The sequence below is a fragment of the Paenibacillus sp. J31P13 genome (assembly GCF_056269295.1).
The window spans coordinates 12,714-36,388 of the sequence record NZ_JBWDNR010000011.1 but is presented as its reverse complement, the minus strand read 5'-3'; the positions used below and the strand labels follow the sequence as shown (position 1 = coordinate 36,388).

General features: G+C 43.4%; 17 protein-coding genes. 16 read left to right on the top strand and 1 reads right to left on the bottom strand.

All coding sequences use genetic code 11. The features are described from left to right. The first annotated feature begins 16 nt into the window (after window positions 1–16). From AC0YOD_RS25035 to AC0YOD_RS25010, 6 genes are all read left to right on the top strand, one after another. A complete protein-coding gene (locus AC0YOD_RS25035) occupies window positions 17–1,246 on the top strand; it encodes a multidrug effflux MFS transporter (RefSeq protein WP_475802064.1) in 1,230 nt (409 codons plus the stop codon). A 150-nt stretch (window positions 1,247–1,396) separates the two neighbouring features. Beyond that, window positions 1,397–1,981, top strand: a complete 585-nt coding sequence (locus tag AC0YOD_RS25030) for a TetR/AcrR family transcriptional regulator (protein ID WP_475802063.1) — start codon at window positions 1,397–1,399, stop codon at window positions 1,979–1,981. Between the two features lie 106 nt (window positions 1,982–2,087). Continuing rightward, the gene (locus tag AC0YOD_RS25025; RefSeq protein WP_475802062.1) at window positions 2,088–3,476 is read left to right on the top strand and encodes an MDR family MFS transporter; all 1,389 of its coding nucleotides are present in this window, start codon (window positions 2,088–2,090) and stop codon (window positions 3,474–3,476) included. 75 nt (window positions 3,477–3,551) lie between these two features. After that, window positions 3,552–4,190, top strand: coding sequence for an HNH endonuclease (locus AC0YOD_RS25020; protein ID WP_475802061.1), 639 nt, complete (start codon window positions 3,552–3,554; stop codon window positions 4,188–4,190). A gap of 395 nt (window positions 4,191–4,585) precedes the next feature. Then, the gene (locus tag AC0YOD_RS25015; protein WP_475802060.1) at window positions 4,586–6,748 is read left to right on the top strand and encodes a CBM35 domain-containing protein; all 2,163 of its coding nucleotides are present in this window, start codon (window positions 4,586–4,588) and stop codon (window positions 6,746–6,748) included. Window positions 6,749–6,780: 32 nt separating this feature from the next. Beyond that, window positions 6,781–7,761 carry a glycoside hydrolase family 113 gene (locus AC0YOD_RS25010; RefSeq protein WP_475802059.1) on the top strand — a complete coding sequence of 327 codons (981 nt, stop codon included), beginning with the start codon at window positions 6,781–6,783 and terminating at the stop codon, window positions 7,759–7,761. Between the two features lie 60 nt (window positions 7,762–7,821). On the opposite strand, the gene AC0YOD_RS25005 is transcribed toward AC0YOD_RS25010, so the two are convergent. Next, entirely contained in the window at window positions 7,822–8,826 is a 1,005-nt protein-coding gene (locus AC0YOD_RS25005; RefSeq protein ID WP_475802058.1) for a LacI family DNA-binding transcriptional regulator, read from the bottom strand. 464 nt (window positions 8,827–9,290) lie between these two features. Between AC0YOD_RS25005 and AC0YOD_RS25000 the strand changes: the two genes are divergently transcribed. The 10 genes from AC0YOD_RS25000 to AC0YOD_RS24955 all read left to right on the top strand — a co-directional run bounded on the left by AC0YOD_RS25000 (window position 9,291) and on the right by AC0YOD_RS24955 (window position 23,647). After that, a complete protein-coding gene (locus AC0YOD_RS25000) occupies window positions 9,291–10,640 on the top strand; it encodes an ABC transporter substrate-binding protein (protein WP_475802057.1) in 1,350 nt (449 codons plus the stop codon). 151 nt (window positions 10,641–10,791) lie between these two features. Then, window positions 10,792–13,701, top strand: coding sequence for an extracellular solute-binding protein (locus tag AC0YOD_RS24995; protein WP_475802135.1), 2,910 nt, complete (start codon window positions 10,792–10,794; stop codon window positions 13,699–13,701). 16 nt (window positions 13,702–13,717) lie between these two features. Beyond that, window positions 13,718–14,623, top strand: coding sequence for a carbohydrate ABC transporter permease (locus AC0YOD_RS24990; protein WP_475802056.1), 906 nt, complete (start codon window positions 13,718–13,720; stop codon window positions 14,621–14,623). Between the two features lie 22 nt (window positions 14,624–14,645). Continuing rightward, window positions 14,646–15,494 carry a carbohydrate ABC transporter permease gene (locus AC0YOD_RS24985; RefSeq protein WP_475802055.1) on the top strand — a complete coding sequence of 283 codons (849 nt, stop codon included), beginning with the start codon at window positions 14,646–14,648 and terminating at the stop codon, window positions 15,492–15,494. A gap of 12 nt (window positions 15,495–15,506) precedes the next feature. After that, the gene (locus AC0YOD_RS24980; RefSeq protein ID WP_475802054.1) at window positions 15,507–16,997 is read left to right on the top strand and encodes an NHL repeat-containing protein; all 1,491 of its coding nucleotides are present in this window, start codon (window positions 15,507–15,509) and stop codon (window positions 16,995–16,997) included. Next, a complete protein-coding gene (locus AC0YOD_RS24975; protein ID WP_475802053.1) occupies window positions 16,994–17,614 on the top strand; it encodes a YIP1 family protein in 621 nt (206 codons plus the stop codon). Before AC0YOD_RS24980 ends, AC0YOD_RS24975 begins: the two co-directional genes overlap by 4 nt. A gap of 14 nt (window positions 17,615–17,628) precedes the next feature. Then, entirely contained in the window at window positions 17,629–20,205 is a 2,577-nt protein-coding gene (locus tag AC0YOD_RS24970) for a DUF5696 domain-containing protein (RefSeq protein ID WP_475802052.1), read from the top strand. Then, entirely contained in the window at window positions 20,202–21,101 is a 900-nt protein-coding gene (locus AC0YOD_RS24965; protein WP_475802051.1) for a carbohydrate ABC transporter permease, read from the top strand. Before AC0YOD_RS24970 ends, AC0YOD_RS24965 begins: the two co-directional genes overlap by 4 nt. Before the next feature lie 27 nt (window positions 21,102–21,128). Beyond that, on the top strand, window positions 21,129–22,127 hold the full coding sequence (locus AC0YOD_RS24960; RefSeq protein WP_475802050.1) for a carbohydrate ABC transporter permease: 999 nt from the start codon (window positions 21,129–21,131) through the stop codon (window positions 22,125–22,127). A gap of 53 nt (window positions 22,128–22,180) precedes the next feature. After that, entirely contained in the window at window positions 22,181–23,647 is a 1,467-nt protein-coding gene (locus AC0YOD_RS24955) for a glycosyl hydrolase (RefSeq protein WP_475802049.1), read from the top strand. The last annotated feature ends 28 nt before the right edge of the window (window positions 23,648–23,675 follow it).

Sequence of the window (23,675 nt, the reverse complement as noted above, 5' to 3'; positions counted from 1 at the left end):
AGAAGGAGTATTTGTCGTGTCTAATCTCAGTACCGTAAGAAATTTAAAAACTTCTCAATCAACAGGACTTAGGCGCATATGGCTGATTGTACTATTGGGCTCGTTGTCAGCCTTTGGTCCATTATCTCTTGATATGTATTTGCCTGCATTGCCTAAGCTTGCGGTAGATTTAAATACCAGCTCGTCTCTTGTCCAATTAAGCTTGACTGCATGCATGATCGGGCTATCTCTTGGACAATTATTTGCAGGTACCTGGAGTGATATTCGCGGAAGACGATTGCCTTTATTAATTTTTATTGCCATTTACGGCGTTTCCTCCGTACTCTGCGCCTTTGCGCCTTCAATTGGCATACTTATTACACTGCGTTTTATTCAAGGATTTGCAGGCTCTGCCGGTATCGTTATTTCTAGGGCAGTTGTTCGCGATATGTACTCAGGATCAGAACTGACTAAATTTTTTGCCATGCTCATGCTTGTAAATGGTGCTGCGCCTATATTTGCGCCAATCGCAGGAGGCCAACTGCTCAACTTTACTTCATGGGAAGGTGTATTTATCGTTTTAGGCGGCTGGGGCGTGCTTATTTTTTTGTCTGTCCTATTTGGATTGCCGGAAACGCTTGTTCCAGAGAAAAGGATGACAGGCGGGCTTCGTCAAACATTAACCACGTTTAAAATCCTTCTTGGTGATCGAACGTTTATGGGCTATGCGCTTGCGCAAGGCTTGGTGATGGCGGCTATGTTTGCCTATATTGCGGGATCGCCTTTTGTTTTGCAGAATCTATACCATGTTTCGCCGCAGGGCTTTAGCTTGTTATTTGCGATGAATGGATTGGGTATCATCGTATTCGGTCAGGTTACAGGAAGACTCGCTTCAAAAATAGGTGAGAAAAAGCTATTTGTTATCGGATTGGCTATCGCTGCTGCGGCTGGTCTCTCCCTGCTGACTATGATTCTAATTGATGCGCCATTAATTGCTATTCTCATTCCTTTATTCTTTGTCGTATCCAGTGTCGGAATCATTAGTACGACTGGTTTTGCTTTGGCTATGCAAAAGCAAGGCCATGCAGCAGGAAGCGCGTCAGCGCTGCTTGGATTATTGTCCTTCACTTTTGGTGGTGTCATGGCGCCTCTTGTTGGCCTTGGCGGAAGCGCAAATGCACTTCCGATGGGTATTTGGATTGCAATATCCGAGCTTGGTGCTGTTATGTGTTACTTTTTCTTCATTCGAAAGCCTTCAAAGCAATGACCGTATAATGAAAATGGATATAAATATTCGAACAACCGGACATTTGTTCGGTTGTTTTTTATTATGATTTCCATCAGAAAAAAGTTGACTAAAGAAGGCTGTCCATGGTTTTATTATATAGACCGATCGTTATAATCAAGGGGTGAATAAATGTCAGAGAAACAAAGCTCTCGTACCGTTATATTAGATACGGCGGCTAAGCTTTTTTTTACGCAAGGTTATCATGCCACGGGTTTAAATCAAATTATTAAAGAGAGCGAATGTCCAAAAGGCTCTTTATATTATTATTTTCCGGATGGCAAAGAGGAGCTTGCGCTTGCTTGTATCGAGTGTACAAAGAAGCTGGTCATCGATAAATGGAAGAACAAGTTTAATACGTTCAAGGATCCAGCTGAGGCTGTTCAAGCTTTTACTTTTGATATGGCTGAAGATGCGGAGAAGTTTGGTTATAAGGGCTATATGCCATTCAGCTTTTGGATGGCGGTTGAGACATCGTTGATCAGCGAGAAGCTGAGAGAGGCGGGTCAAGGTGTTTTTGCTGCATGGCAAGCAGTCATTTCTGAACGCTTGCATGAGACGGGGATGGAGAATAGTCGCGCAAATGACGTGGCAACCGTCATTGTTTCCTTATTAGAAGGAGCGCTTATATTGGCTCAAACAAATAGGGATACACAGCCGCTGTTAACGGCAGCGAAATGTATACCGTATTTAATTAATAAATGTCCTTCTCTATGAGAAGTATATAAATAATTTATAGGATAGTAGGAGTGTGGAGATTTTGCAAGCAACAGGGCTAGTGTCAGAAGAAAATGCAGTACAAAAATTCAAAGTTTTTCCGATCATGATTTCATTATTGATAAGTGGTTTTATAGGTATGTTTAGTGAAACGGCCTTGAATGTTGCGTTAAGTGATTTGATTCAGATTTTTGATATTTCAGAAGCAACTGTACAATGGTTAACAACAGGTTATTTGCTTACATTAGGTATTTTAGTTCCCATCTCAGGATTACTGCTACAGTGGTTTACAACAAGGCAATTATTTATTGCATCTCTTTCCTTCTCTATATTAGGTACGCTTGTCGCAGCTTTAGCACCAGGCTTTGAAGTACTGCTGGCAGCGCGTGTCATTCAAGCAATTGGAACAGCTTTGTTGCTTCCTCTTATGTTTAATACGATTCTAATTATTTTCCCGGCAGAGAAGCGGGGAGCAGCGATGGGGATAATCGGGCTTGTTATTATGGTGGCTCCGGCAGTAGGTCCCACGATTGCTGGACTGCTGATTGAAAACCTTAGCTGGAACTATATTTTCTGGATATCCCTTCCCTTTCTAATTATTTCTTTATTGTGCGGGATAGCTTTCATGCAAAATGTTTCGACAATTACTAAACCCAAAATTGATTTGTTTTCTATTTTGCTTTCTACGGTCGGCTTTGGTGGTATCGTGTTTGGATTCAGTAGTGCAGGAGAAGGAGACGGCGGCTGGGGCAGCTCGAAAGTTATCATTTCCATGGCAGTTGGCGTTGCGGCACTCATTCTTTTCGTTATTCGTCAACTGAATATGAAGCAGCCGATGATTAATCTTCGTGCATTTAAGTTTCCTATGTTCGTTGTAGGTACATTGATGGTATTTATTTGTATGATGGTTATTTTGTCATCAATGCTCGTTCTTCCGATGTTTCTCATTCGCGGATTAGGTCTATCCGCTTTGACTGCAGGTCTGGTTATGCTCCCGGGTGGACTGCTCAATGGAATCATGTCTCCTATAATGGGAGGATTATTTGATAAGTATGGTCCGAGATGGCTTGTTATTCCTGGCCTAGTCATTGTTGCAGCTGTACTATGGTTCTTCTCAGGTGTTACAACAGCATCAACAATCACTCTTATTATCGTCTTGCACTCTTGCATGATGATTGGAATATCAATGGTATGGATGCCGGCGCAAACGAATGGTTTGAACCAGCTTCCAAAAGAGCTCTATCCAGATGGTACTGCGATAATGAACACGCTGCAGCAAGTTGCAGGAGCTATCGGAACAGCCGTTGCAGTTAGCGTTATGACAGCTGGTATCAAAAGCTTTATGAGCGGCGTTGCCGATCCAACAGATCCAGCAAACGCGCCGTTCGCTTTGACAGCCGGTATTCAGAATGCTTTCATATTCGCGCTTATCGTCGCGATAGCAGGTTTGATCTTGGCTCTCTTCATTAAACGAGTGAAAGTAGATAAACATTAAATTCATGTTACAATAAGAGAAAATGATGAGAGGATTAGCGGGCTCTTGGAAGATGAGGCATCCCGTGACTACTATATGGACGAAACCGAGCAACTGAATGCGAAGCAATGTACAGTCTGTAAAGAAAGTAAGCCTTTGACTTCTTTTTTACGTCGTACTGGTGGACGCTCTGGATTAGGCGCACGCCGAGGCACCTGCAGAGAATGCCGCAAGGCAAAGAAGCAATTCGTTGCTAATGCGATTGCAGAGCAACCAGCTATAAAGCAAACAGTGCCGGTCTTTGTTCGGGTGCCAGAACAATCGCCGCTAGTATCCTCTTTTTCCAAAGCCTTTATCCCCGATCAGTCGAATCTGCTCCGGCCCAATAGAGAGGGCAAGATTTGGATGCGGGGAAAAACGGATAAAGGCAGACGATGGTATCAAGAAATAGAATTGGACTTAGCCGTTATATTAGTGAGGGAGAACGCTGCCGTTCTCGTTAATCGCTATACGATTCGTCGGTTATTCAGCAACAAAGATTTTCGTCGCTTTATTTTGGCCCGGGATGAGCTTATCTGTTATTTTTGCGGGCAATATGGAGATACAATCGACCATAAGCTTCCTCGTGCGAAAGGCGGACATACAACTCCCGATAATTGTGTATGTGCCTGCAATGCTTGTAATCAATCTAAGGCAGATCAGGATATCGAAGCCTTTATGAGACATGAAGGCTAATACTGCTTAATAAATATTAAAAGGATCTTTCCTAATCTTTGATTAGGTAGGATCCTTTTTTATTGTGCGGTTCTTAAGGCTGCTAAACATATGACAATAACATAACAAGACCATCATTTTGTTATGTTATTATTTATATTGATAATTAAGTGTTATTTATGTTATGTTTTAATAACAAAACATCTCTTTCAACTGGATCCGCTATACATTCTATTTATAGAAAGTGGTGAGCATTATTTTGGTAAGCGCTTCCCAATTGGGTTCATTTATTGAAAAATGTGAATAGAAAGTTGGTCTGAAAGTAGATGCTTGATGAGCAACGGAATCAGAGATGGAACAAAAAATGGTGGATAATAAGCGGAGTTTTAACAGTTATTTTGATAGGAGTGTTACTAATGAAGCAAACAAGTTCAAATAATGGAACTCCTGAAGTTTCTTCGCAAGATCTAAATCAGGAGAAGGCAGCAGCGACAATGGCAACGGAGCAAGTGGTAGCAGGTAGAGTGCTAAAGCTAGAGGCAGAGGATGGACAACTGACTGGATTAACGATAACAGCTGATGCCTCAGCCTCAGGCGGTAAGTTCGTAGAAGGCTTCGATGCAGAAGGCGATCAATTGCGGTTCAATGTAAATCTGGATACGGACGGCACTTATATGATTTCGATTCGCTATAAAGCATATGGTGAGGATAAGCCTAATTTCTTATCCCTGGATGGTGAGAGGCTTGCAGAATATACATTCAAAGAAACCGCTGTATGGAAAGACGCTGTTATCGGTCAATATAATCTGAATGCAGGAACTCATACATTTGATATTACGAAAAGCTGGGGATGGATTGGAATTGACTATATACAATTAATCGGCGGACCTGGAGGACGAGTTCATTCTGTATCGTTGGAAACGTCTAGCAGTCAGTCGGGACCAGCAGATGACGGGGTTACGCTCATTGCAGTTGCCGATAATTCAGCTGAATATCGTTTTCTGTATCGTGAAAAGCAGGGAGAATGGTTAGCATTAAATGATTACAGTAGAAGTCATACGCTAACATGGCTGCCGCCTATGGCGGGTGATTATGAGCTGAAGGTGCAAGCACGCGGGTTGAAATCCGAGGCGGATAATGAAGCAGATGCCTCTTTATCCTATACAGCACTGCCTGCATATATGGGCAAGCCGCTGCTCAATCCTATGTTTGGTGATCATATGGTGCTTCAAAGGGATACGGAGACTGTACTTTCTGGATGGGCAGAGCCAAATACAGAAGTTCGTATTGGAATAGCTAATAAAACGGCTACGGGTAAGGTGAACCCTGATGGCGAATGGGCAATAAATTTAGGCGTTTTTGCTGCTGGAGGGCCGTATTCCATAGAGGTCAGCAATAATACAAACCGTGTTAGCCTTCAAGATGTTTTGTTTGGAGATGTCTGGCTAAGCTCAGGCCAATCTAATATGGCGTTTAAGTTGCGCGAGGCCATGAATGCGGATGCAGAACTGAAAGAAGCGAATAACGCCAATATTCGGTACATAAAAATACCGGAAAAAACGAGCCAGCTTCCCCTTTCCATGATTAATCCAAATACGAAGTGGCAGGTTACAACAACAGAATCAGCGGCAGAATTAAGTGCAGTAGCCTATTATTTTGCAAGTGAAATAAATAAGGAAATGAATGTGCCTATCGGGATTTTATTCTCATCAGTAGGCGGTACGAAGGCAGAATCATGGACCAGCTATGCTACGCTGCAAAGAAATGCTGCCTATCTTGCTGCTGCTGATGAAATTAGAACAGGCGCTACGACTATCGAAACGGCTAAGTCGCCAATTGCTCTTTACAATGGAATGATTGCTCCGCTTGCTCCTTATAAATTGAAAGGCGTGCTTTGGTATCAGGGGGAGAGTAATTGGGGAGAGAGTGGATATAATCAGCTGCTGCCTGACCTTATAAAGGATTGGAGAGACACCTTCTTAGACAATAATCTGCCATTCATAGTCATTCAAATTTCTGCATTTGGCACCGTTCAAAGTGAAAATAATCCTTCACAGACGTATGGGGGACTGCCAGAGGTGCGTGAAGCTCAGCTAAATACGGTATTAAATGATACGAATGCGTGTCTAGTCGTTACAACAGATGTGGGAGATAGCGAAGATATACATCCCACTAACAAGAAGGATGTTGGGCTGCGATCTGCGTTATGCGCGTTAGGCAAGGTCTATCATAAGGAAATTATTTATTCTGGTCCCATTTATAAGTCAATGGCAACGGAAGATCATGCAATCCGAATTTACTTTGATCATGCGGAGGAGGGCTTATTCGCTGGAATGAAAGAGGGGATGGAGTCTGTTCGGAAGACGCCTTCAGGGGAGCTAATCGGATTTGCTATTGCCGGTTCGGATAAAAAATTTTACTGGGCGAGTGCAGTAATTGAGGAGGATTCTGTTCTTGTATCAGCTGATCAAGTAGATCAGCCTGTAGCTGTTCGATACGGGTGGAATGATTCTCCGACAACGAATCTTTATAACGGAGCTGGTTTGCCTGCATCACCGTTTAGAACAGACTGGAAATAATACTGTTTTATATCATAATTGGAGGTTCGCTCATGACAGATAAGCCTTTTTTTAAAGGTATGACATACGGCTGGGGCTCTACCCGAGGAGCCTACAGACAGCCTTATGCCGTCGATTCAATGAAAAAGCTAAAGGAAACGGGCAGCGAATGGATTGCTTTATCGTTTTGGACTTTTCAGGATCATGTACATTCTACTTCTATACCCTTTGATTATGGTTATACAATGACGGATCGGGACATTGAATTTGCCGTTAAACAAGCGAAGGATCTAGGGTTAAAAGTATGCTTGAAGCCTGTCGTTAACTCTCGTGACGGTATTTGGCGAGCTCATATTGGTTTTCCAAATGAAGATGGAGGCACGCCGTATTGGGACGCTTGGTTCAAGTCTTATACCCATTTTATGCTTCATTATGCTGAGCTTGCCGAGGAATTAGGCTGTGAAATGTTATGTATTGGCTGTGAGATGGTGAAGACGGAAACGAAGTCCGTTTACTGGCGGCGATTGATTGCTGAAATTCGTCAAATTTATAGCGGTCCCCTCATTTATAATGCTAATCATGGCAAGGAAGATGACATTCAATGGTTTGACGCTGTTGATTATATTGGGACTAGTGCGTATTATCCAGTAGGGAAGATGCCGGGCGACAGCTTGGAGTCGATGATTCAAGGCTGGGAAGCGCAAAAGCCAAAGCTGGAAGCATTATCGAAAAAGTTTAACAAGCCAATTGTCTTTATGGAAATTGGCTGTAGAAGTGCAGAGGGCTGTGCCACAATGCCATGGGATTTCACACATACGGATCTGGCGGCAAGCGAGGAAGAGCAGGCGAATTTTTATCGTTCAACGCTTCAGGTGTATTGGAATGAGCCTTGGTTCGCAGGTTTTTTCTGGTGGGATTGGAGTACCAAGCTTTATTCACTGGAGGAAGCGAAGTCTAATAGAGGCTTCGATATATATGGTAAGCAAGCAGAACTTGTAGTTAAGGAGTATTACGCTAAAACGATATCTTATTAAAAAAGAGACGTATATGCCTGGGCATATACGTCTCTTTTGTTTTAAATAGTTATGTATAAATTAGTTTCTAATCATTACATCAGCTTGAATAAGTGTTTTTTCATAGCTTGTGTTTGGATTAAGAATTCTCCAAAGCATCTGATCGACAGCTCTTTTGCCAAGCAGCTCCTTATCGACATTGACAGTAGCTATAAAAGGGATTTGAGGATGCGTGTTATCAAAACCGGTGAATGCCAAATTTTCAGGAATTTCCATTCCCATGTCTCTCATTGTTTCTAAAGCGAATAAAGCAAAGATATCATTAGCGCAAATAAATACTTCTGGTAAACCATGCTGTTCAATAGCTTCTTTAAAGGTTTCATAAAAGGTTTCAATCTCAGGGCCCATGAGAGACGGTATTTGTTTTAATTCAATATCATTGTCTTCGAGCGCTGACCGAAAGCCAAGGAAGCGTTCATAGAAGCTTTGCGCATCTCTAATATTTCCTAAGAACTGATAGGTTTTATAGCCCTTCGCAATAACAGAGGTCATAATCTCACGCATGCTGGACAGGTTATCGGTAAAGATGGAATCACATTGAAAGCAAGGATCATAATGATCGACCATAACAACGGGAATACCTAGACGTTTGATATCCAGCAAAACGGGTGTTGAAATCGAACCGACCGTAATAATGCCCATGATTGCATCTGGATTCAAAAGGGAGAACATGGAATCACCGCTTGGTTCTGTTAGCGTAACAATGTTTATTTTCTTTTGGTTTAATCGTGAGGAGATACCGTTGAAGATAGGACCCCAGTAAAGTGATTCCGTATTTTGAAAACGAACATTTGGGAATAGGACTAGAATGGTGCCAGTCCAAGTTCGAGTATCTAAATCTATGAGTTCTCCAGACACCGGCATACTGGTAGATCCTTTGAAATAACCAAGCTGACCTGCAGTCTTCATTATTAGTTCTCTGGTTTGAGCGCTGACACCCGATTTTCCTGATAGAGCTCGGGATACCGCATATTTTGACAAGCCAGTATGGTCAGCGATTTCTTGTATAGTAACTTTACCTCGCATGAAGATCATCCTCTATTATCGATTTATTTCAATAATCCATATCATAATCCTTAAAATAGTATAACTGATTTTTAATGATAACTAAATATGGAAGTGAAAGTTGTAAAGCATGAGAAGTAAATAAATAATTATAATCAATCAAACGATACTCTATAATTATTTGTTATTGTTTTTGTTATTGTGAAACGAAGGCTGGTTTAAATGATTTATATTGAATAATCCTTTATATATAAATGATTATAAGGTTTTAACTCGTTTTTTGCAAACATAACAAACAAAAACAATTGACCATTTTATGGAATGGTGATAATATTTGTTATGAAATTAGAAAACATTATAGATAACGATATGAGGTGATGGTTAGCGACTCAAGATAACAGCTATCTGTTTCGCACTTATCTGTAAACGCTTTATTATTCATGCTTTACGTTTCTGGATGAACAATAAAATTGGGAGGTTTTACAATGAAACAAATGAAAGGGTTTTCATTGCTGGTGTTATGTTTAATGCTTTTGCTTACTGCATGCAGCGGGGGGAATAAAACGAATGTGGAGAACACACCTCCAGCGGAAACGACAGCTGCTACTGTAGCACCAACAGATGAGCCAAAAGCGGAAGCGGTAGACTTAGGCGGACGTGTGATTAAGGTTGCGGCTTGGTGGGATTTGAAGCCAGCTGGCGAAACGGCATCCGATAAAGCACGTCTTGCAAAAATTGCTGAGGTAGAGAAAAAGTATAATGTGAAAATTGAATTTGTAAATGTTCCTTTCGAAGAGATGGTGAATAAGTTTACAGCTTCTGTTCTAGCTGGTGAGCCTTTCGCAGATATTATTCAACTGGAATACAAAGCGGCATTGCCGGCGATTCTAAAAGGTCAAATCCTTCCAATCAGCGAATTCTCGCAATCTTTCTCCAACATTAATAACGAAGAAAATTTACAAGCCAAATATCCTGCAATCGCAGGCGGCGAGTATGGATTTGATAATCCAAGCTCAATCGGTCTAGGCATGCATTATAACCGCGACTTGTTCAAGAAATTAGGACTTCCTGATTTGCAGGAGCTTTATGCTTCCGGTCAATGGAATTGGGAGAAATTTATTGAAATTGCTAAGCTAGCAACAAAAGATACAGACAATGATGGAAAAATTGACGTTTATGGTTACTCCGCTTGGGCTGTTGATGCTGTAAAACATTTCGCAGCTGCTAACGGCGTGAAAATCGCTGATGAAGTAACAGGCAAAGAGGGAATTTCAGATCCAAGAACCCTTGAAGCGGCTGAGTTTGTAAATCGTCTTTATAATACAGAAAACGTTGTGAGAGTAAAATCAGGAGATCCACTCAATTGGGAAGAAACAAATACTTTCAAAGACGGTGACGTAGCTATGTTTACAGCTGCTGAATGGAATTTGAAAGATCTTACATTCGACATGGGCGTTGTGCCGATTCCGAACGGACCGCAGGGCAGCAAGGAAATGACTTATGCGAATACGGCAGCTTCCGCTAAATTCATTCCAAAAGGCGTAGTTGATCCGAAAACCGTATACCAAATTTATGAAGAAACATTTGATATTCCTCAAATCGAAGAATATCCAGGCCAAGATTACTTAGAGAGCATTTACGGCCATGAAGAAGATATCGCAATGATTCGCGAGCATATTGTTGGCACTGGCGTAATTATGATTGATGACGCTTACCCTGATTACCCAACTTACAGCTTCGTTCAGGATATTATTTCTAATAATGCTTCGGTGACTGCTACTGCTGAGAAGTATAAAGCACAAGCGCAGGCTGCCATCGATAAGCTAGGCAAATAATCCATTTGATGAACCGTTGGGGGATGTCTTCGCAGATTTCCCCTAACTAGGGTTTATTTTTCACCATGAACGCGTGAGCTTCCCCGCCGACGGAGGGAGAGAGTGTTCGCGCTTGTAAGGAGGACCTCTGGTGATAAGCAGTGTAAAGCTAATGAAGCTATCAAAAAATTTTTTACTCGTTGCGATGGCCGGATTTCTATTCATTCCAGCCGGTTCAGCTGTGCTGGCTACTTCTAACGTGGCGGCGATTTCATCGGATGCAATAGAAGAGGAGGCTCCTATCGATCTATCCACTTCCGATGAAATACCTTACGTGCAATATATTGAAGCATATAAGGATAAGGCAAGACCAACAACGGAAATTATTGTTGAAGCTGCGGATTATAGTCGCGTAAGCGGGAGCGATTTTCAGAAGCTGGAGCAATATGAAGGCATGACAGGCACCTCGCTTTTGACTGCTGAGGCAGGAGAAGTGGAATGGAAGGTAGACATTGCTGAAGCAGGACTATACGAAATGTCTTTGCTCTACTATCCAATTGAGGGCAAGAGCTCTGCGATTGAGCGTTCACTGCGTATCGACGGAGAGCGTCCTTTCAAGGAAGCGACATACTTACAGTTTGACCGTATTTGGAACAATGAAAAAGAGCAGATTGTACAGGATAATCAAGGCAATGATCTCAGACCAAGACAATTAGAGACGCCAAGATGGAGCGAGAAATCTTTTAAAGATTCCGATGGGTATGAGGATATGCCGTTTCTCTTTTATTTTGATGGGGGCACGCATACGATCACACTGGAATCGACAAGGGAACCAATGGTTATTAAGCAGCTAAAACTAAGTCAGCAGCTAACGCCATCAACGTATGAAGAGGTTAATAAAAAGGATCAATCGGAAGGAATTAAAGCTACTTCAGATCTGCTTATTACAGTCGAGGGTGAAGCTTCGACCGCCAAATCATCGCCAACCTTGTATCCTCTAAGCGAACGCTCAAGCGCTGCCGTTTATCCCTACAGCGCTTCAAAAATAAAAATCAATACAATTGGCGGTTTTAATTGGCGCATTCCTGGACAGTGGATGGAATGGGAAGTTGATGTGCCGGAAACCGGATTGTACAAAATTGCTTTCAAATCGCAGCAAAATTTTGTTCGAGGTATGTACTCGACCCGCACGCTGACGATCGACGGAGAAATCCCTTTTCAAGAAATGGAGCAAGTGGCATTCCGCTATAAGAGCAGTTATCGCCTTGATGTAATGGGTGGAACAGATCCTTACTTATATCGTTTGGAGAAGGGCAGACATGTACTGAGGCTTGAAGCGAGCTTAGGTGAGTTTGCACCTTTAATACGTGAGGTAGAAAGCACTCTTTACAACTTGAACGCCATGTATCGCAAAATTCTAATGATAACGGGAACTAAGCCGGATGAGTACCGCGATTATCAGCTTGATCGTAAAATTCCTGACTTGCTTAAAGTATTTGAAGAGGAAAGTGATCGGCTCAAAGCTGTTGCCAAGAAATTGGTCAGCCTATCAGGTGAATCTAGTGATCAGGAAGCGCTTCTCAAAACGATGTCTCTCCAACTGGACGAAATGATGGATAAGCCGGATACCATTCCAAGAAGACTTGCTGCTTATAAGACGAATACTGGCGGACTTGGTACTTGGGTTCAAAAAGCGAGAGAACAGCCGCTTGAAATCGACACCCTATATGTCGCTTCACCAGATGTGAAATTCCCGAAAAAAGGAATGGGCTTTGGTGCAAAGCTTAAGCATGAAGCATCAACTTTTGTATCCTCTTTCTTTACTGACTATAACCAAATTGGAAACGTGGCGGAGGATAAGGATCAACGCTCTATCACCGTTTGGATCGGCAGCGGCCGTGATCAAGCGAACACGATGAAAGCAATGATAGATGAAACCTTTACTTCAACTACAGGCATAAATGTAAATTTAAAGCTTGTTAATATGGGAACGCTGCTTCCTGCTACATTAGCAGGCCAAGGACCTGATGTAGCGATGCAAATTGACAATGATATTCCTGTTAATTTCGCCATGAGGAATGCCTCCGTAGATTTAACGCAATTCACTGATTTCGAAGAAGTGAGAGAACGCTTCCGTCCCAGCTCGTTAGTTCCGTTTAGTTATGTAGATGGCGTATTTGCCTTGCCTGAAACGCAGACATTCAACATGCTTTTCTATCGCAAAGATGTCTTGAAGGAGCTTAACTTGCAGGTTCCGCAGACTTGGGATGATGTATCCAATCTTCTTGCGGTGCTTAGTAAAAATCATATGGAATTCGGAATGCCGCAGGTCATTCAATCCGCTGTACAAGGGCAGAATATGCCGCCGAACTCTATGTATGCTGCTCTTCTATTTCAAAATGGGGGTTCCTTCTATCGAAATAGCGGAGCACAATCTGATTTGGATTCACGTACCGGTATTGAAACGTTCAAGCAATGGACGGAGCTTTATACCGATTACAAGCTGGAGAGGGAATATGACTTTGCCAACCGGTTCCGCACAGGACAAATGCCGATCGGTATTGCGGATTATACGACCTATAATCAGTTGTCCGTATTTGCACCGGAAATTCGAGGCATGTGGGGTTTTGCCCCAGTACCAGGAACGGTGCAAACGGATGGAAGCATTAATCGTGAAGTGCCAGGCGGAGGCAGTGCGGTTGTTATGTTGGAGAAAGCCAAGGATAAGGATGCCGCTTGGGAATTTATGAAATGGTGGACGAGTGATGCAACACAAACTGTTTTTGGACGCGAGATGGAAGGTTTAATGGGAGCTGCTGCTCGCTATCCGACAGCTAACATTAAAGCGTTGGACAGTCTGCCGTGGCCAGTCGCTGACTATGAAAACCTGAAAGCGCAATTCGAGTGGGTTCAAGGTATTCCTGAGGTGCCGGGCGGTTATTTCACAGGACGCCATCTCTTTAATGCTTTCTATAAAACAGTAGTTGGTCAAGTAGAAGCGCGTGAATCCATCATGGATTATGTGCAGTACATCCAAGATGAGATTACAACCAAACGTAAAGAGTTCGGCTTGTCGCAATAATGGGGGAGGGTCAAGCATGCAAAATTGGTGGAGCCTGAAATTGCGGGAAGTGAAAGCCAATAAGCATTCGTATGTTTTGCTGGCACCGTATATGATCTTGTTCGCTGTCTTTACGATCGTGCCGGTCGTCATTTCTATCATACTAAGCTTTACGTATTTCAATATGCTGGAATTCCCAAGATTTATCGGCTGGCAAAATTATACGAGATTGTTTTTGGAAGATGACGTGTTCTTGATCGCCATAAAAAACACGATGCTGTTTGCCATTATTACAGGTCCTATTAGCTACATTGCTTGTTTTATATTCGCATGGATTATTAATGAACTGTCTCCGAAGCTTAGAGCGGTCATGACACTCGTTTTCTATGCGCCATCCATTTCAGGCAACGTATTTTTCATCTGGCTTATGATTTTTTCAGGTGACCGATATGGGATCGCTAACGGACTATTGATCAAATGGGGGCTAATTTTGGAGCCCCTCCAATGGCTGAAGAAAGAAGAATATATATTGCCAATCGTCATCCTCGTACAGCTGTGGCTAAGCCTCGGTACCGGATTCCTTGCTTTTATCGCCGGTTTGCAGACGGTTGACGGGACGCTTTATGAAGCTGGAGCAGTTGATGGAATTAAGAATCGCTGGCAGGAGCTATGGTATATCACTTTGCCGTCGATGCGGCCGCAGCTTATGTTCGGAGCGGTCATACAACTTACGACCGCCTTCGCTGTCGCTGACGTATCGATAGCGCTTGCGGGATTCCCGAGCGTCAACTATGCAGCGGAGACAATTGTTACGCATCTCATTGATTTCGGTACGACCCGTTTTGAAATGGGCTACGCTTCCTCCATCGCTACCGTGCTGTTCATGATCATGGTGGGAACGAACCTTATCGTTCAAAAACTTCTTCGTAAGGTAGGTGAATGAGCATATGAACTTCTCATTTGCGATGCGGAAGAAAAGGGTAAACCGATCATTCTGGGGCAGCTTCTCATTGTTTTTACTGCTGGCGGCATTTGGCTCATTCATGATATTGCCGCTTGTATATGCGATCAACAACGCATTCAAGCCGCTTGATGAAATTTTCATGTTTCCACCGACGCTGTTTGTTCGAAATCCGACCTTTAACAATTTCATTGATCTGGTCAATTTACTAAGCAGCTCATGGGTGCCGTTCTCACGTTATATTTTCAACACGGTATTCATTACGGGAATGGGTATTATCGGACATGTCATTTTGGCATCGGCTGCAGCCTATCCTCTAGCGAAGCATAAGTTTCCAGGACAGAAAATGATGTTTACCGTCGTCGTCCTTTCACTCATGTTCACGCCAGCGGTAACAGCGATCCCAACCTATATGATCATGTCATGGATTGGTCTCATTGATACGTATTGGGCAGTTATCATACCTGCTTTCGCCTATTCACTTGGTCTGTATTTAATGAAGCAATTTATGGAGCAAATTCCTGACGTGCTTCTAGAGGCGGCGAAAATTGACGGTGCGAGTGAATATCGCATCTTCTGGTCGATTGTCATGCCAAACGTTAAGCCTGCATGGCTAACGCTTATTATTTTATTATTCCAAATTCTCTGGGGCAGTGACGGTAACGGCTTTATCTACAGCGAGCAGCTTAAGTCACTTCATTTTGCAGCCAATCAGATTATACAGGGCGGTGTTTCTCGTGCTGGAGCGGCGGCAGCTGTTGCGCTTATTCTGATGAGTGTTCCGATTACGTTGTTCATATTCTCACAGAGTCGGATTATTGAAACGATGGCTACATCAGGAATGAAAGATTAAGGGGGAAGGCAATTGGCAGCGAAAAAATGGATACTCGTTCTCGCAGCGGCTTCCCTACTGTTCGTTTCTGCAGCGGTAGCGCCGGTGTCCGCAGCGTCGACGCCATATGAGAGCTATAACTACAATTACTGGAAGGAAGCAGTACCTGCTCCCGCAGCCTATGTCCCTAAGCAGTCGATTAGCGGTACTGATTTAGGCATTGGGGAGTTATTAGAGCCAAGCGATATGGTCGTTGCAAATGGACTGATCTACATTGTAGACAGCGGGAATAATCGCATCATCTGTTTGGATGAGATGTGGAATGTTAAACGTGTGATAACTGGCTTTGATAATGGAGGCAATGCGGATAGCTTCAAGAGTCCGTCGGGGGTATACGCAGATGGAGATGGTTATCTTTATGTCGCTGATACCGAGAACCAACGTATTGTTGTTTTGACAAGCGAAGGTGAGCTGAAGATGATCATCGCTCACCCGGAATCGGATATTTTACCGGAAGGTTTTACTTTTTTTCCTGTAAAGATCACCGTGGACAAAGCGAAGAGAGTTTATGCTGTTGCAAGAGGTGTCTATGAGGGGATTATGCAATTCGATGAAGCGGGTCTGTTTATTGGATATGTCGGTACAAATAAGGTGCTGCGGGATTATACGGAAATCTTCTGGCGTTTATTCTCAACGAAGGCTCAGAAGGCCCAAATGGTATTATTTATCCCTACCGAGTTTTCCAATATTGATATTGACGAGAAAGGCTTCGTCTATGCGACGAATATTGATCCTGATTCACAAGAACCGGTGAAAAGACTAAATCCTTCTGGTGAAGATGTGCTTAAGCGATTTGGATACTTTGACGTCAAAGGAGACATTCGGTTTCGTCCATCCGTTGGACCTTCCAAGCTCATCGATGTAAAGGTGCTTGGCAATGGCATGTACAGTGTGCTTGATATGACACAAGGCAAGATTTTCACCTATGACGATGAAGGTGATCTGCTTTATGTATATGGCAGCAAAGGCAATCAGGATGGTACCTTCAAAACTCCTGTTGCTATCGAACAGGTTGGCAATCATCGAGTCGTACTTGATCGAGGCAAGGGAAGTATCGTTGTGTTTGAACCAACAAAGTTTGGCACCAGCGTTAATGAAGCTGTGAAGCTTCATTATTTAGGTGAAGATACGAAGGCTGTTCCAATCTGGGAGGAAGTTCTGCGATTGAATGCTAACTATGACATCGCTTATATCGGGATTGGAAAGTCGCTCCTTATGGAGAAGAACAACAAGGAAGCCATTGAATATTTCAAATTAGGCATGGATCGCAAACATTATTCCGTTGCTTTCAAACGTTATCGCCGCGAGGTTATGAAGGAGCATTTTGGAACCTTGTTAACCGTACTAATGATTTTGATTGCGGTATGGGCTGCATTTAAGCTGACAGGCAAATGGAGAAAGAAGCGGAAGCCGCTGCAGCCTAATTCTGGTACTCAAATCGTTAAGGAGGGCAATATCTCATGAAGCAGGATTACCTAACGTTTCCGCTGCATTTAATTGTACATCCATTTGATGGCTTCTGGGATTTGAAGTATGACGGCAAAGGCAAGGTGCGCGTTGCGCTGATTATGTTAGCTATGGTTGTCATTTCAATCATTTTGCAAAAGCAATTCGCAGGCTTTCTCGTGAATTACAATGATCTGCGTTATTTGAATAGTGTGACGGAGCTGCTCACAATCGTATTCCCATTCTTTCTCTGGTGTGTATCCAATTGGTCGATTACGACCTTAATGGAGGGTGAAGGAAAGTTTAAGGAAATTGTGATGGCGACAGGCTATGCGCTTGTTCCAATCGTTCTTATTTATATTCCAATGACCATCATTAGCCGGTTTATGGTGAAGGAAGAAATTGCATTCTATTATTTGCTGACAACGATAGCTTTTATATGGTTTTTGGCGCTCCTATTCGTTGGAACGATGACGGTCCATCAATATACAGCGCTCAAAACAATTGTCACGATGGGGCTGACCATACTTGTTATGGGCATTATTGTCTTTCTTGGCGCGTTGGTATTCAGCATGCTGCAGCAAATATATGAGTTTATCGTCAATATCTATCGAGAGATTATTTTCCGTACGTAAAGGAGGCCGCACCTGTGAAAAATAGAAAAATGTTGGTTGCGGCGCTGGCCTGTGCCGTAGCAGTTATTATCTTGGTCGGTTATTTCATCTTCGCGAACCGTGGAGCGCCAGCCATTCAAGCGGCAACTTACTCGAAGCAGTCCGCGGAGCTGGAGAGTGGAACAGAGCTGAAGACACTGCCTGATCAAACGGCAGGTGTGCCGGGCATGAAGCTGGTGGCGGATAATGCAAAGCTATCGCTTTATTACAGCTCGGATACGACTGAAATAGCCGTCCTCGACAAACGACAAGGGCAGATCTGGTACAGTAATCCATCGAATCGGAATGAGGATACGATTGCTTCTCCTTATGAGAAGGAGGTATTGTCCTCTCAGGTAACCGTATTGTTTCGAGATGCAATTGGAACGTTGGATACGTACACGAACTTTGGACGAAGCATTAGCAATAAGCAATTTGCAGCTGAGAGTATTGAAAACGGTATACGCATCACCTATACGATTGGAGACATGTCTCTTGGTATCGATGCGCTGCCAAAGCTTATTAACAAAACGAGATTGGAAGAAAAGGTCATTTCTAAGCTTGATGCAGCAACAGCCAAATATGTATCAGCACGTTACTATCCGAGCGCGAGCAATCCGGAATTATTGGAGAGGCTGGATGGTCAAATTGCTAAGCAGCTTGTTCTGAACAAGATGTTAGCTGCCTTCGCAACGGCCGGCTATACGGAGGAAGATCTTGCTCAAGACAATGAGGAGAACGGGGTTGGAGGAGGAGGAGATTCCTCTAAAGCAAACTTTGTTATTCCGCTGGAGTATCGACTTGAACAAGATTCACTCGTTGCTTCGATTCCGCTTGCACAAGTGAAGGAAAGCGGGAAGTATCAAATTCGCAGCCTTGAGGTGCTGAACTTCTTCGGAGCAGCAGGTAAAGACAATGAAGGGTATATGGTTGTCCCAGACGGCTCCGGCAGCATCATTCATCTGAACAACGGTAAAGTAAAAGAAGAGCAGTATGTTCAGAAGGTGTACGGAGCAGATCCCAATGATAATAGCTGGAGAAGGGGTCAGGTTAGCGAAAATGCACATATGCCTGTGTTCGGCGTGAAAGCAAATGATGCGGCATGGTTTGCTGTTATCGAGAAAGGCGACGCCATTGCCAGTATAACCGCTGACATTAGCGGAAGAAAAAATTCGTATAACTACGTACACAGCAGCTTCGCGCTAAGAGGAGAAGATGAGCTGGAGCTGTATACCGGTAACAAAATTCAAGAAATTCAGCTTCTTAATGAAGAAATGTACAAAGGGGATATTCAAGTACGCTACAGTTTCCTTGCAAGCGATAAGGCAAACTACGCTGGAATGGCGGAGCTATACCAGAGTAAATTGGTAGAGGCTGGATCGCTTAAACCGCTGAAGGAAGAAAGTGACATTCCTTTCTATCTGGATATTACAGGCTCGATTGATAAACGAAAATCTTTTCTTGGCGTGCCCTATCAATCGATGATGTCGATGACGAGCTTCGAGGAAGCATCAGAAATGGCAGATCAATTAAAGACAGATGGCATTGAACGCTTGCAGATGCGCTACTTAGGCTGGTTTGGCAAAGGGGTCAACCATAAAACGCCAGTGAAGCTTAGTATCGATGGCGTGCTTGGCAGTAAAACTGAGTTTATCGGACTATCCAAGCAGTTGAAAGAGTCCGGCGGAGCTTTGTATCCGGATGTTGCCTTGCAGCAAATGTACCATGATGATGGAGGCTTTACACCATTTTCGGATGCTGCAAGATTCGTTACGAAGGAGCAAGCGGAGTTGTATCCCTACAATCGAGCGCTTAATCGAATGGATTTTACGCTTGGATCTTATTATCTGCTCTCACCTAGCAAGCTTCCGTATTACGTCGATGAATTCATGAAGCGTTATGAAAGCTTAGGTATGGGAGGCGTATCACTTCGTGATTTAGGAGGTCTACTGACTTCTGATTATCGTGACAGCCGCGTTATTCACCGCGAAACGTCCAAGCAGATTGTTGAAGAGCAGCTTGGCAAAGTAAGTGAAGGAGTAGACTCTGTTATGTTGTCCGATGCAAATGCTTATGCTTGGCCTTACGCGGAGCATTTGATAAACATTCCGACTTCATCTAGCGGTTTTAAGATTACCGATGAAGAAATTCCTTTTTATCAAATGGTCATTCATGGGTTCGTGAATTACAGCGGTATTGCAGTTAATTTAAGCGATGAGCAGGATATGCGTACACAGCAGCTTCGTTCCATCGAGCTTGGTGCGGCACCACATTTTAGCTGGACGAATCAATCCTCCTCTAAAGTGAAATACACCCATTTTGATACCTTGTTCTCGACGTATTATAAGGACTGGTATGCTGGGGCTGTCTCTATGTACAAGGAAACGAATGAAGTGCTCTCACAAGTAAGTCAGGCTAAGATGATCAATCGTATGAAGCTTCAGGAAGGTGTAATTGAAGTGCAATATGATAACGGAAAATCCGTAATCGTCAATTATTCCGATAAAGCGGTTAACGTGAATGGACAAAAGGTCGAGGCTCAAAATTATTGGATAGGCGGTGAACGCTCATGAACGGCATCAAACTTACACTAAATCGCAAGCGTTCACTGCTTGGTATAGCCTTTATTGCGCCTTGGCTGCTTGGTTTTATCTTTCTTTTCGCAACACCGCTCATACAATCCATAAGATTCAGCCTAAGCAAGCTGGTTGTTGCTCCTGGGGGCTATGAACTGCAGTATAGAGGCTGGAGCAATTTTTCAGATGCTTTGTTCGTGGATGCCAGTTTCAACCGAATTTTGACACAGTCCATTTCGGAAATGGCGCTTAATGTGCCTATGATTTTATTTTTCAGTCTCTTTTCAGCAACGCTATTGAATCAAAAGTACAGAGGCAGAGTACTAGCTCGAGCTATCTTCTTTCTACCGGTTATACTGGCTTCAAATGCGGTTGCTGCGGCAGAATCATCTGGTCTTATCAACTTGATGGGTGATGCGAGCGTCGTGAATGAGATGGGTGAAACGACCTCGGTCTATAATATTTCATCGATGGTCATGATGCTTCGAGAGGTCGGCCTGCCACTATCCTTCATTGATTACATTATTGGAGCGGTTATGCGGATTTACGAAATTATTACGAGCTCCGGCGTCCAAATTCTTATTTTTCTCGCAGCGCTGCAATCGGTGCCGGGTACGATGTACGAGGTTGCGAAGATGGAAGGCGCGACTGCTTATGAATCCTTTTGGAAAATTACGTTTCCGATGGTGAGTCCGCTCATTTTGACTAATGTCATTTATACGATTATCGATTCATTCACGGGCAGTGAAGTGACAGACCTCATCTATACGACAGCATTCAAGACACAAAACTTTGGTCTCAGCTCCGCGATGTCATGGATTTATACGATCATTGTCAGTGTGATTCTCATTGTTATCGGAGTCGTGCTTTCTAAGCGAGTTCATTACAACTAAGCGAAAGGCAAAGGAGGGAATCCGCATATGGAGGCTATCAAAGCTGAGCGGGATGAAGCGCGAATCTATCGTCTGCAGAAGGCGCGGAATAAGACCGTTGATACACTGTACGCTATTTTTCGCTACCTGCTCGTCATCGGTATTTCATTTATAATCATTTATCCACTGCTGATGAAAATTTCTGTTGCATTCAAGGATAAACAGGATATTTATAATCCTACGATTTATATGATTCCGGTTAACTTTACGTTCGATAACATTAAAATGGCGATGAGAATATTAGACTATTTTCCGATGCTTGGAAATACACTGCTATTCGTTGTCGTTACCACATTGCTGACAGCAGCCTCATGCGCATTGGCGGGATACGGCTTTGCAAGATTTGCTTTCCCAGGCAGCAACATTCTGTTTGGTCTCGTTATTTTGACGATACTTGTTCCGTCAAGTACGTTGATGGTGCCGATGTACCTGCATTTTAGAAGCTTTGATATTATGGGCTTGATCCAATTGTTTACAGGTAAGGAAGGCGTGAATTTGCTGAATACGTATTGGCCGTCTATTATTACGTCGGCTACGGCTATAGGCCTAAAGGCAGGATTGTTCATCTATATCTTCCGCCAATTTTTTAAAGGGATGCCAAAGGAAATTGAAGAGGCGGCTCTAATTGATGGGGCTGGCGGTGTCAAAACATTTTTCAGCATTATGCTGCCTAACGCTGTTTCACCTATTCTGACAGTCGTCTTGTTCTGCTTCGTCTGGCAGTATAATGATACTTTCTTTACATCGTTGTTCATGAGCGAATCCTCACTTATACCGCTCAAGGTTGCTTCCTTGCCAGCTCAGGCTAATCAGCTTATCCCAACGCTGATGGGTGTTGGCGGAGCTAATGTGAAGGCAGATCCCAATCATGTTGCGATGATTGTTGATACAGGTATTTTGCTCGCGATTGTTCCGCTCATTATTTTGTACTTGCTTGTTCAACGTTACTTTGTAGAAAGCATTGAACGCACAGGAATTATCGGCTAGTTGGGCGCGAATTTCAGATGCTTATGAAGCAGGATGAATAGGAGACAGGAATGATGCGCGTAGCAGTGAGGAAACGTATGATTTTTGGAATTGGGGCAGTTGCAGGTGTCGCGATGCTATGCGCGACTGCCATCATAAGCGGCGTGGTCTTTGGAAAGAAGGAGGCTCCCATTACGATCTATGAAGCAGAGGATGGACAACTGACAGGTACAACAATCTCTCAAAGTGCGGAAGGGTTTTCTGGAGCTGGCTTCGTCACGAGTTTTACAGATGAGAGTGACATGCTGACCTTTACGGTTACGGCTAAGAAAGCCTCGCTTTACAGCGTTACGATCAGTTATCGTTCAACTAGCGGCGACAAGGTAGCGGATCTTGCCTTGAACGGAAACCCTGCTGGACAGTTTTCACTCGCAGCAAGCAGTCTGTTTGCAGAGGTGCCTGTAGGCAAAATGTGGCTGAACGAGGGAGAGAACACAATCAGCCTGAAACGGGGCTGGGGCTATTATGATATTGATTATCTGAAGCTGCAGAAAACGAAGGCTTCCCCAAGACATGAAGTTTCTGATAAGCTCGTCAATCCTAATGCGAACGCGGAAGCAAAATCGTTGATGAAGTACTTGGCTAAATCCTATGGCAAAGAGATGATTTCTGGGCAACAGGGACTGGACAATGCGGATTGGCTCTTTAAGGTTACGGGGAAAAAACCAGCGATAGTTGGCTTCGATCTGATCGAATATACGCCTTCAAGAGTGGAGCATGGCTCGCAATCCTATGAAATTGAGAGTGCTATGAACTGGCATAAGCAAGGCGGAATTGTGACCTTCCTCTGGCACTGGAATGCGCCTAAGGGGCTAATGGATGAGCCAGGCAAGGAGTGGTGGAGAGGATTTTATACCGACTCAGTTACCTTCGATCTCGAATATGCTTTAGCTCATCCGGAATCAGAGGATTATAAGCTTTTGCTTCGGGATATGGATGTCATCGCAGAGCATCTAAGCAGATTGCAGGATAAAGGGATCCCCGTATTGTTCCGACCCTTGCATGAGGCTGAAGGCGGCTGGTTCTGGTGGGGAGCGAAGGGACCGGAACCTGCTAAGCAGCTTTATCGTATCCTATATGACAGACTCGTCAATACGCATAAGCTGAACAATCTCATTTGGATATGGAATTCAGAGTCGCCGGATTGGTATCCGGGAGATGATGTCGTCGATATTATTAGCGTAGACAGCTATCCTGAAGCAGGCGATCATAGTCCGGTAAGCAATCGCTACGATAGCTTAGCCGCACTCGTGAAAAACAAGAAAATAGTTGCTCTAACTGAAAATGGTTCCATTCCAGATCCTGATTTGATGGTGCAATACGGTGCAAACTGGGGATGGTTCAGTACATGGACTGGTGAATTTTTAATCGATGGCAAGCATAATGATGAGACATTCCTCAATCATGTGTTTAATCACAAGAATGTTGTCACACTAGATGAGCTTCCTAATCTCTATGGAGGAGATAAAGGGAACGAATAAGCAGTAAATAAAGAGCGGTAAGAGAACT

Coding starts and splice junctions, on each gene's coding strand:
- AC0YOD_RS25030 (WP_475802063.1), top strand. CDS start 1,397: ATGTCAGAGAAACAAAGCTCTCGTACCGTTATATTAGATACGGCGGCT.
- AC0YOD_RS25025 (WP_475802062.1), top strand. CDS start 2,088: ATGATTTCATTATTGATAAGTGGTTTTATAGGTATGTTTAGTGAAACG.
- AC0YOD_RS25020 (WP_475802061.1), top strand. CDS start 3,552: ATGGACGAAACCGAGCAACTGAATGCGAAGCAATGTACAGTCTGTAAA.
- AC0YOD_RS25015 (WP_475802060.1), top strand. CDS start 4,586: ATGAAGCAAACAAGTTCAAATAATGGAACTCCTGAAGTTTCTTCGCAA.
- AC0YOD_RS25010 (WP_475802059.1), top strand. CDS start 6,781: ATGACAGATAAGCCTTTTTTTAAAGGTATGACATACGGCTGGGGCTCT.
- AC0YOD_RS25005 (WP_475802058.1), bottom strand. CDS start 8,826: ATGCGAGGTAAAGTTACTATACAAGAAATCGCTGACCATACTGGCTTG.
- AC0YOD_RS25000 (WP_475802057.1), top strand. CDS start 9,291: ATGAAACAAATGAAAGGGTTTTCATTGCTGGTGTTATGTTTAATGCTT.
- AC0YOD_RS24995 (WP_475802135.1), top strand. CDS start 10,792: ATGAAGCTATCAAAAAATTTTTTACTCGTTGCGATGGCCGGATTTCTA.
- AC0YOD_RS24990 (WP_475802056.1), top strand. CDS start 13,718: ATGCAAAATTGGTGGAGCCTGAAATTGCGGGAAGTGAAAGCCAATAAG.
- AC0YOD_RS24985 (WP_475802055.1), top strand. CDS start 14,646: ATGCGGAAGAAAAGGGTAAACCGATCATTCTGGGGCAGCTTCTCATTG.
- AC0YOD_RS24975 (WP_475802053.1), top strand. CDS start 16,994: ATGAAGCAGGATTACCTAACGTTTCCGCTGCATTTAATTGTACATCCA.
- AC0YOD_RS24965 (WP_475802051.1), top strand. CDS start 20,202: ATGAACGGCATCAAACTTACACTAAATCGCAAGCGTTCACTGCTTGGT.
- AC0YOD_RS24960 (WP_475802050.1), top strand. CDS start 21,129: ATGGAGGCTATCAAAGCTGAGCGGGATGAAGCGCGAATCTATCGTCTG.
- AC0YOD_RS24955 (WP_475802049.1), top strand. CDS start 22,181: ATGCGCGTAGCAGTGAGGAAACGTATGATTTTTGGAATTGGGGCAGTT.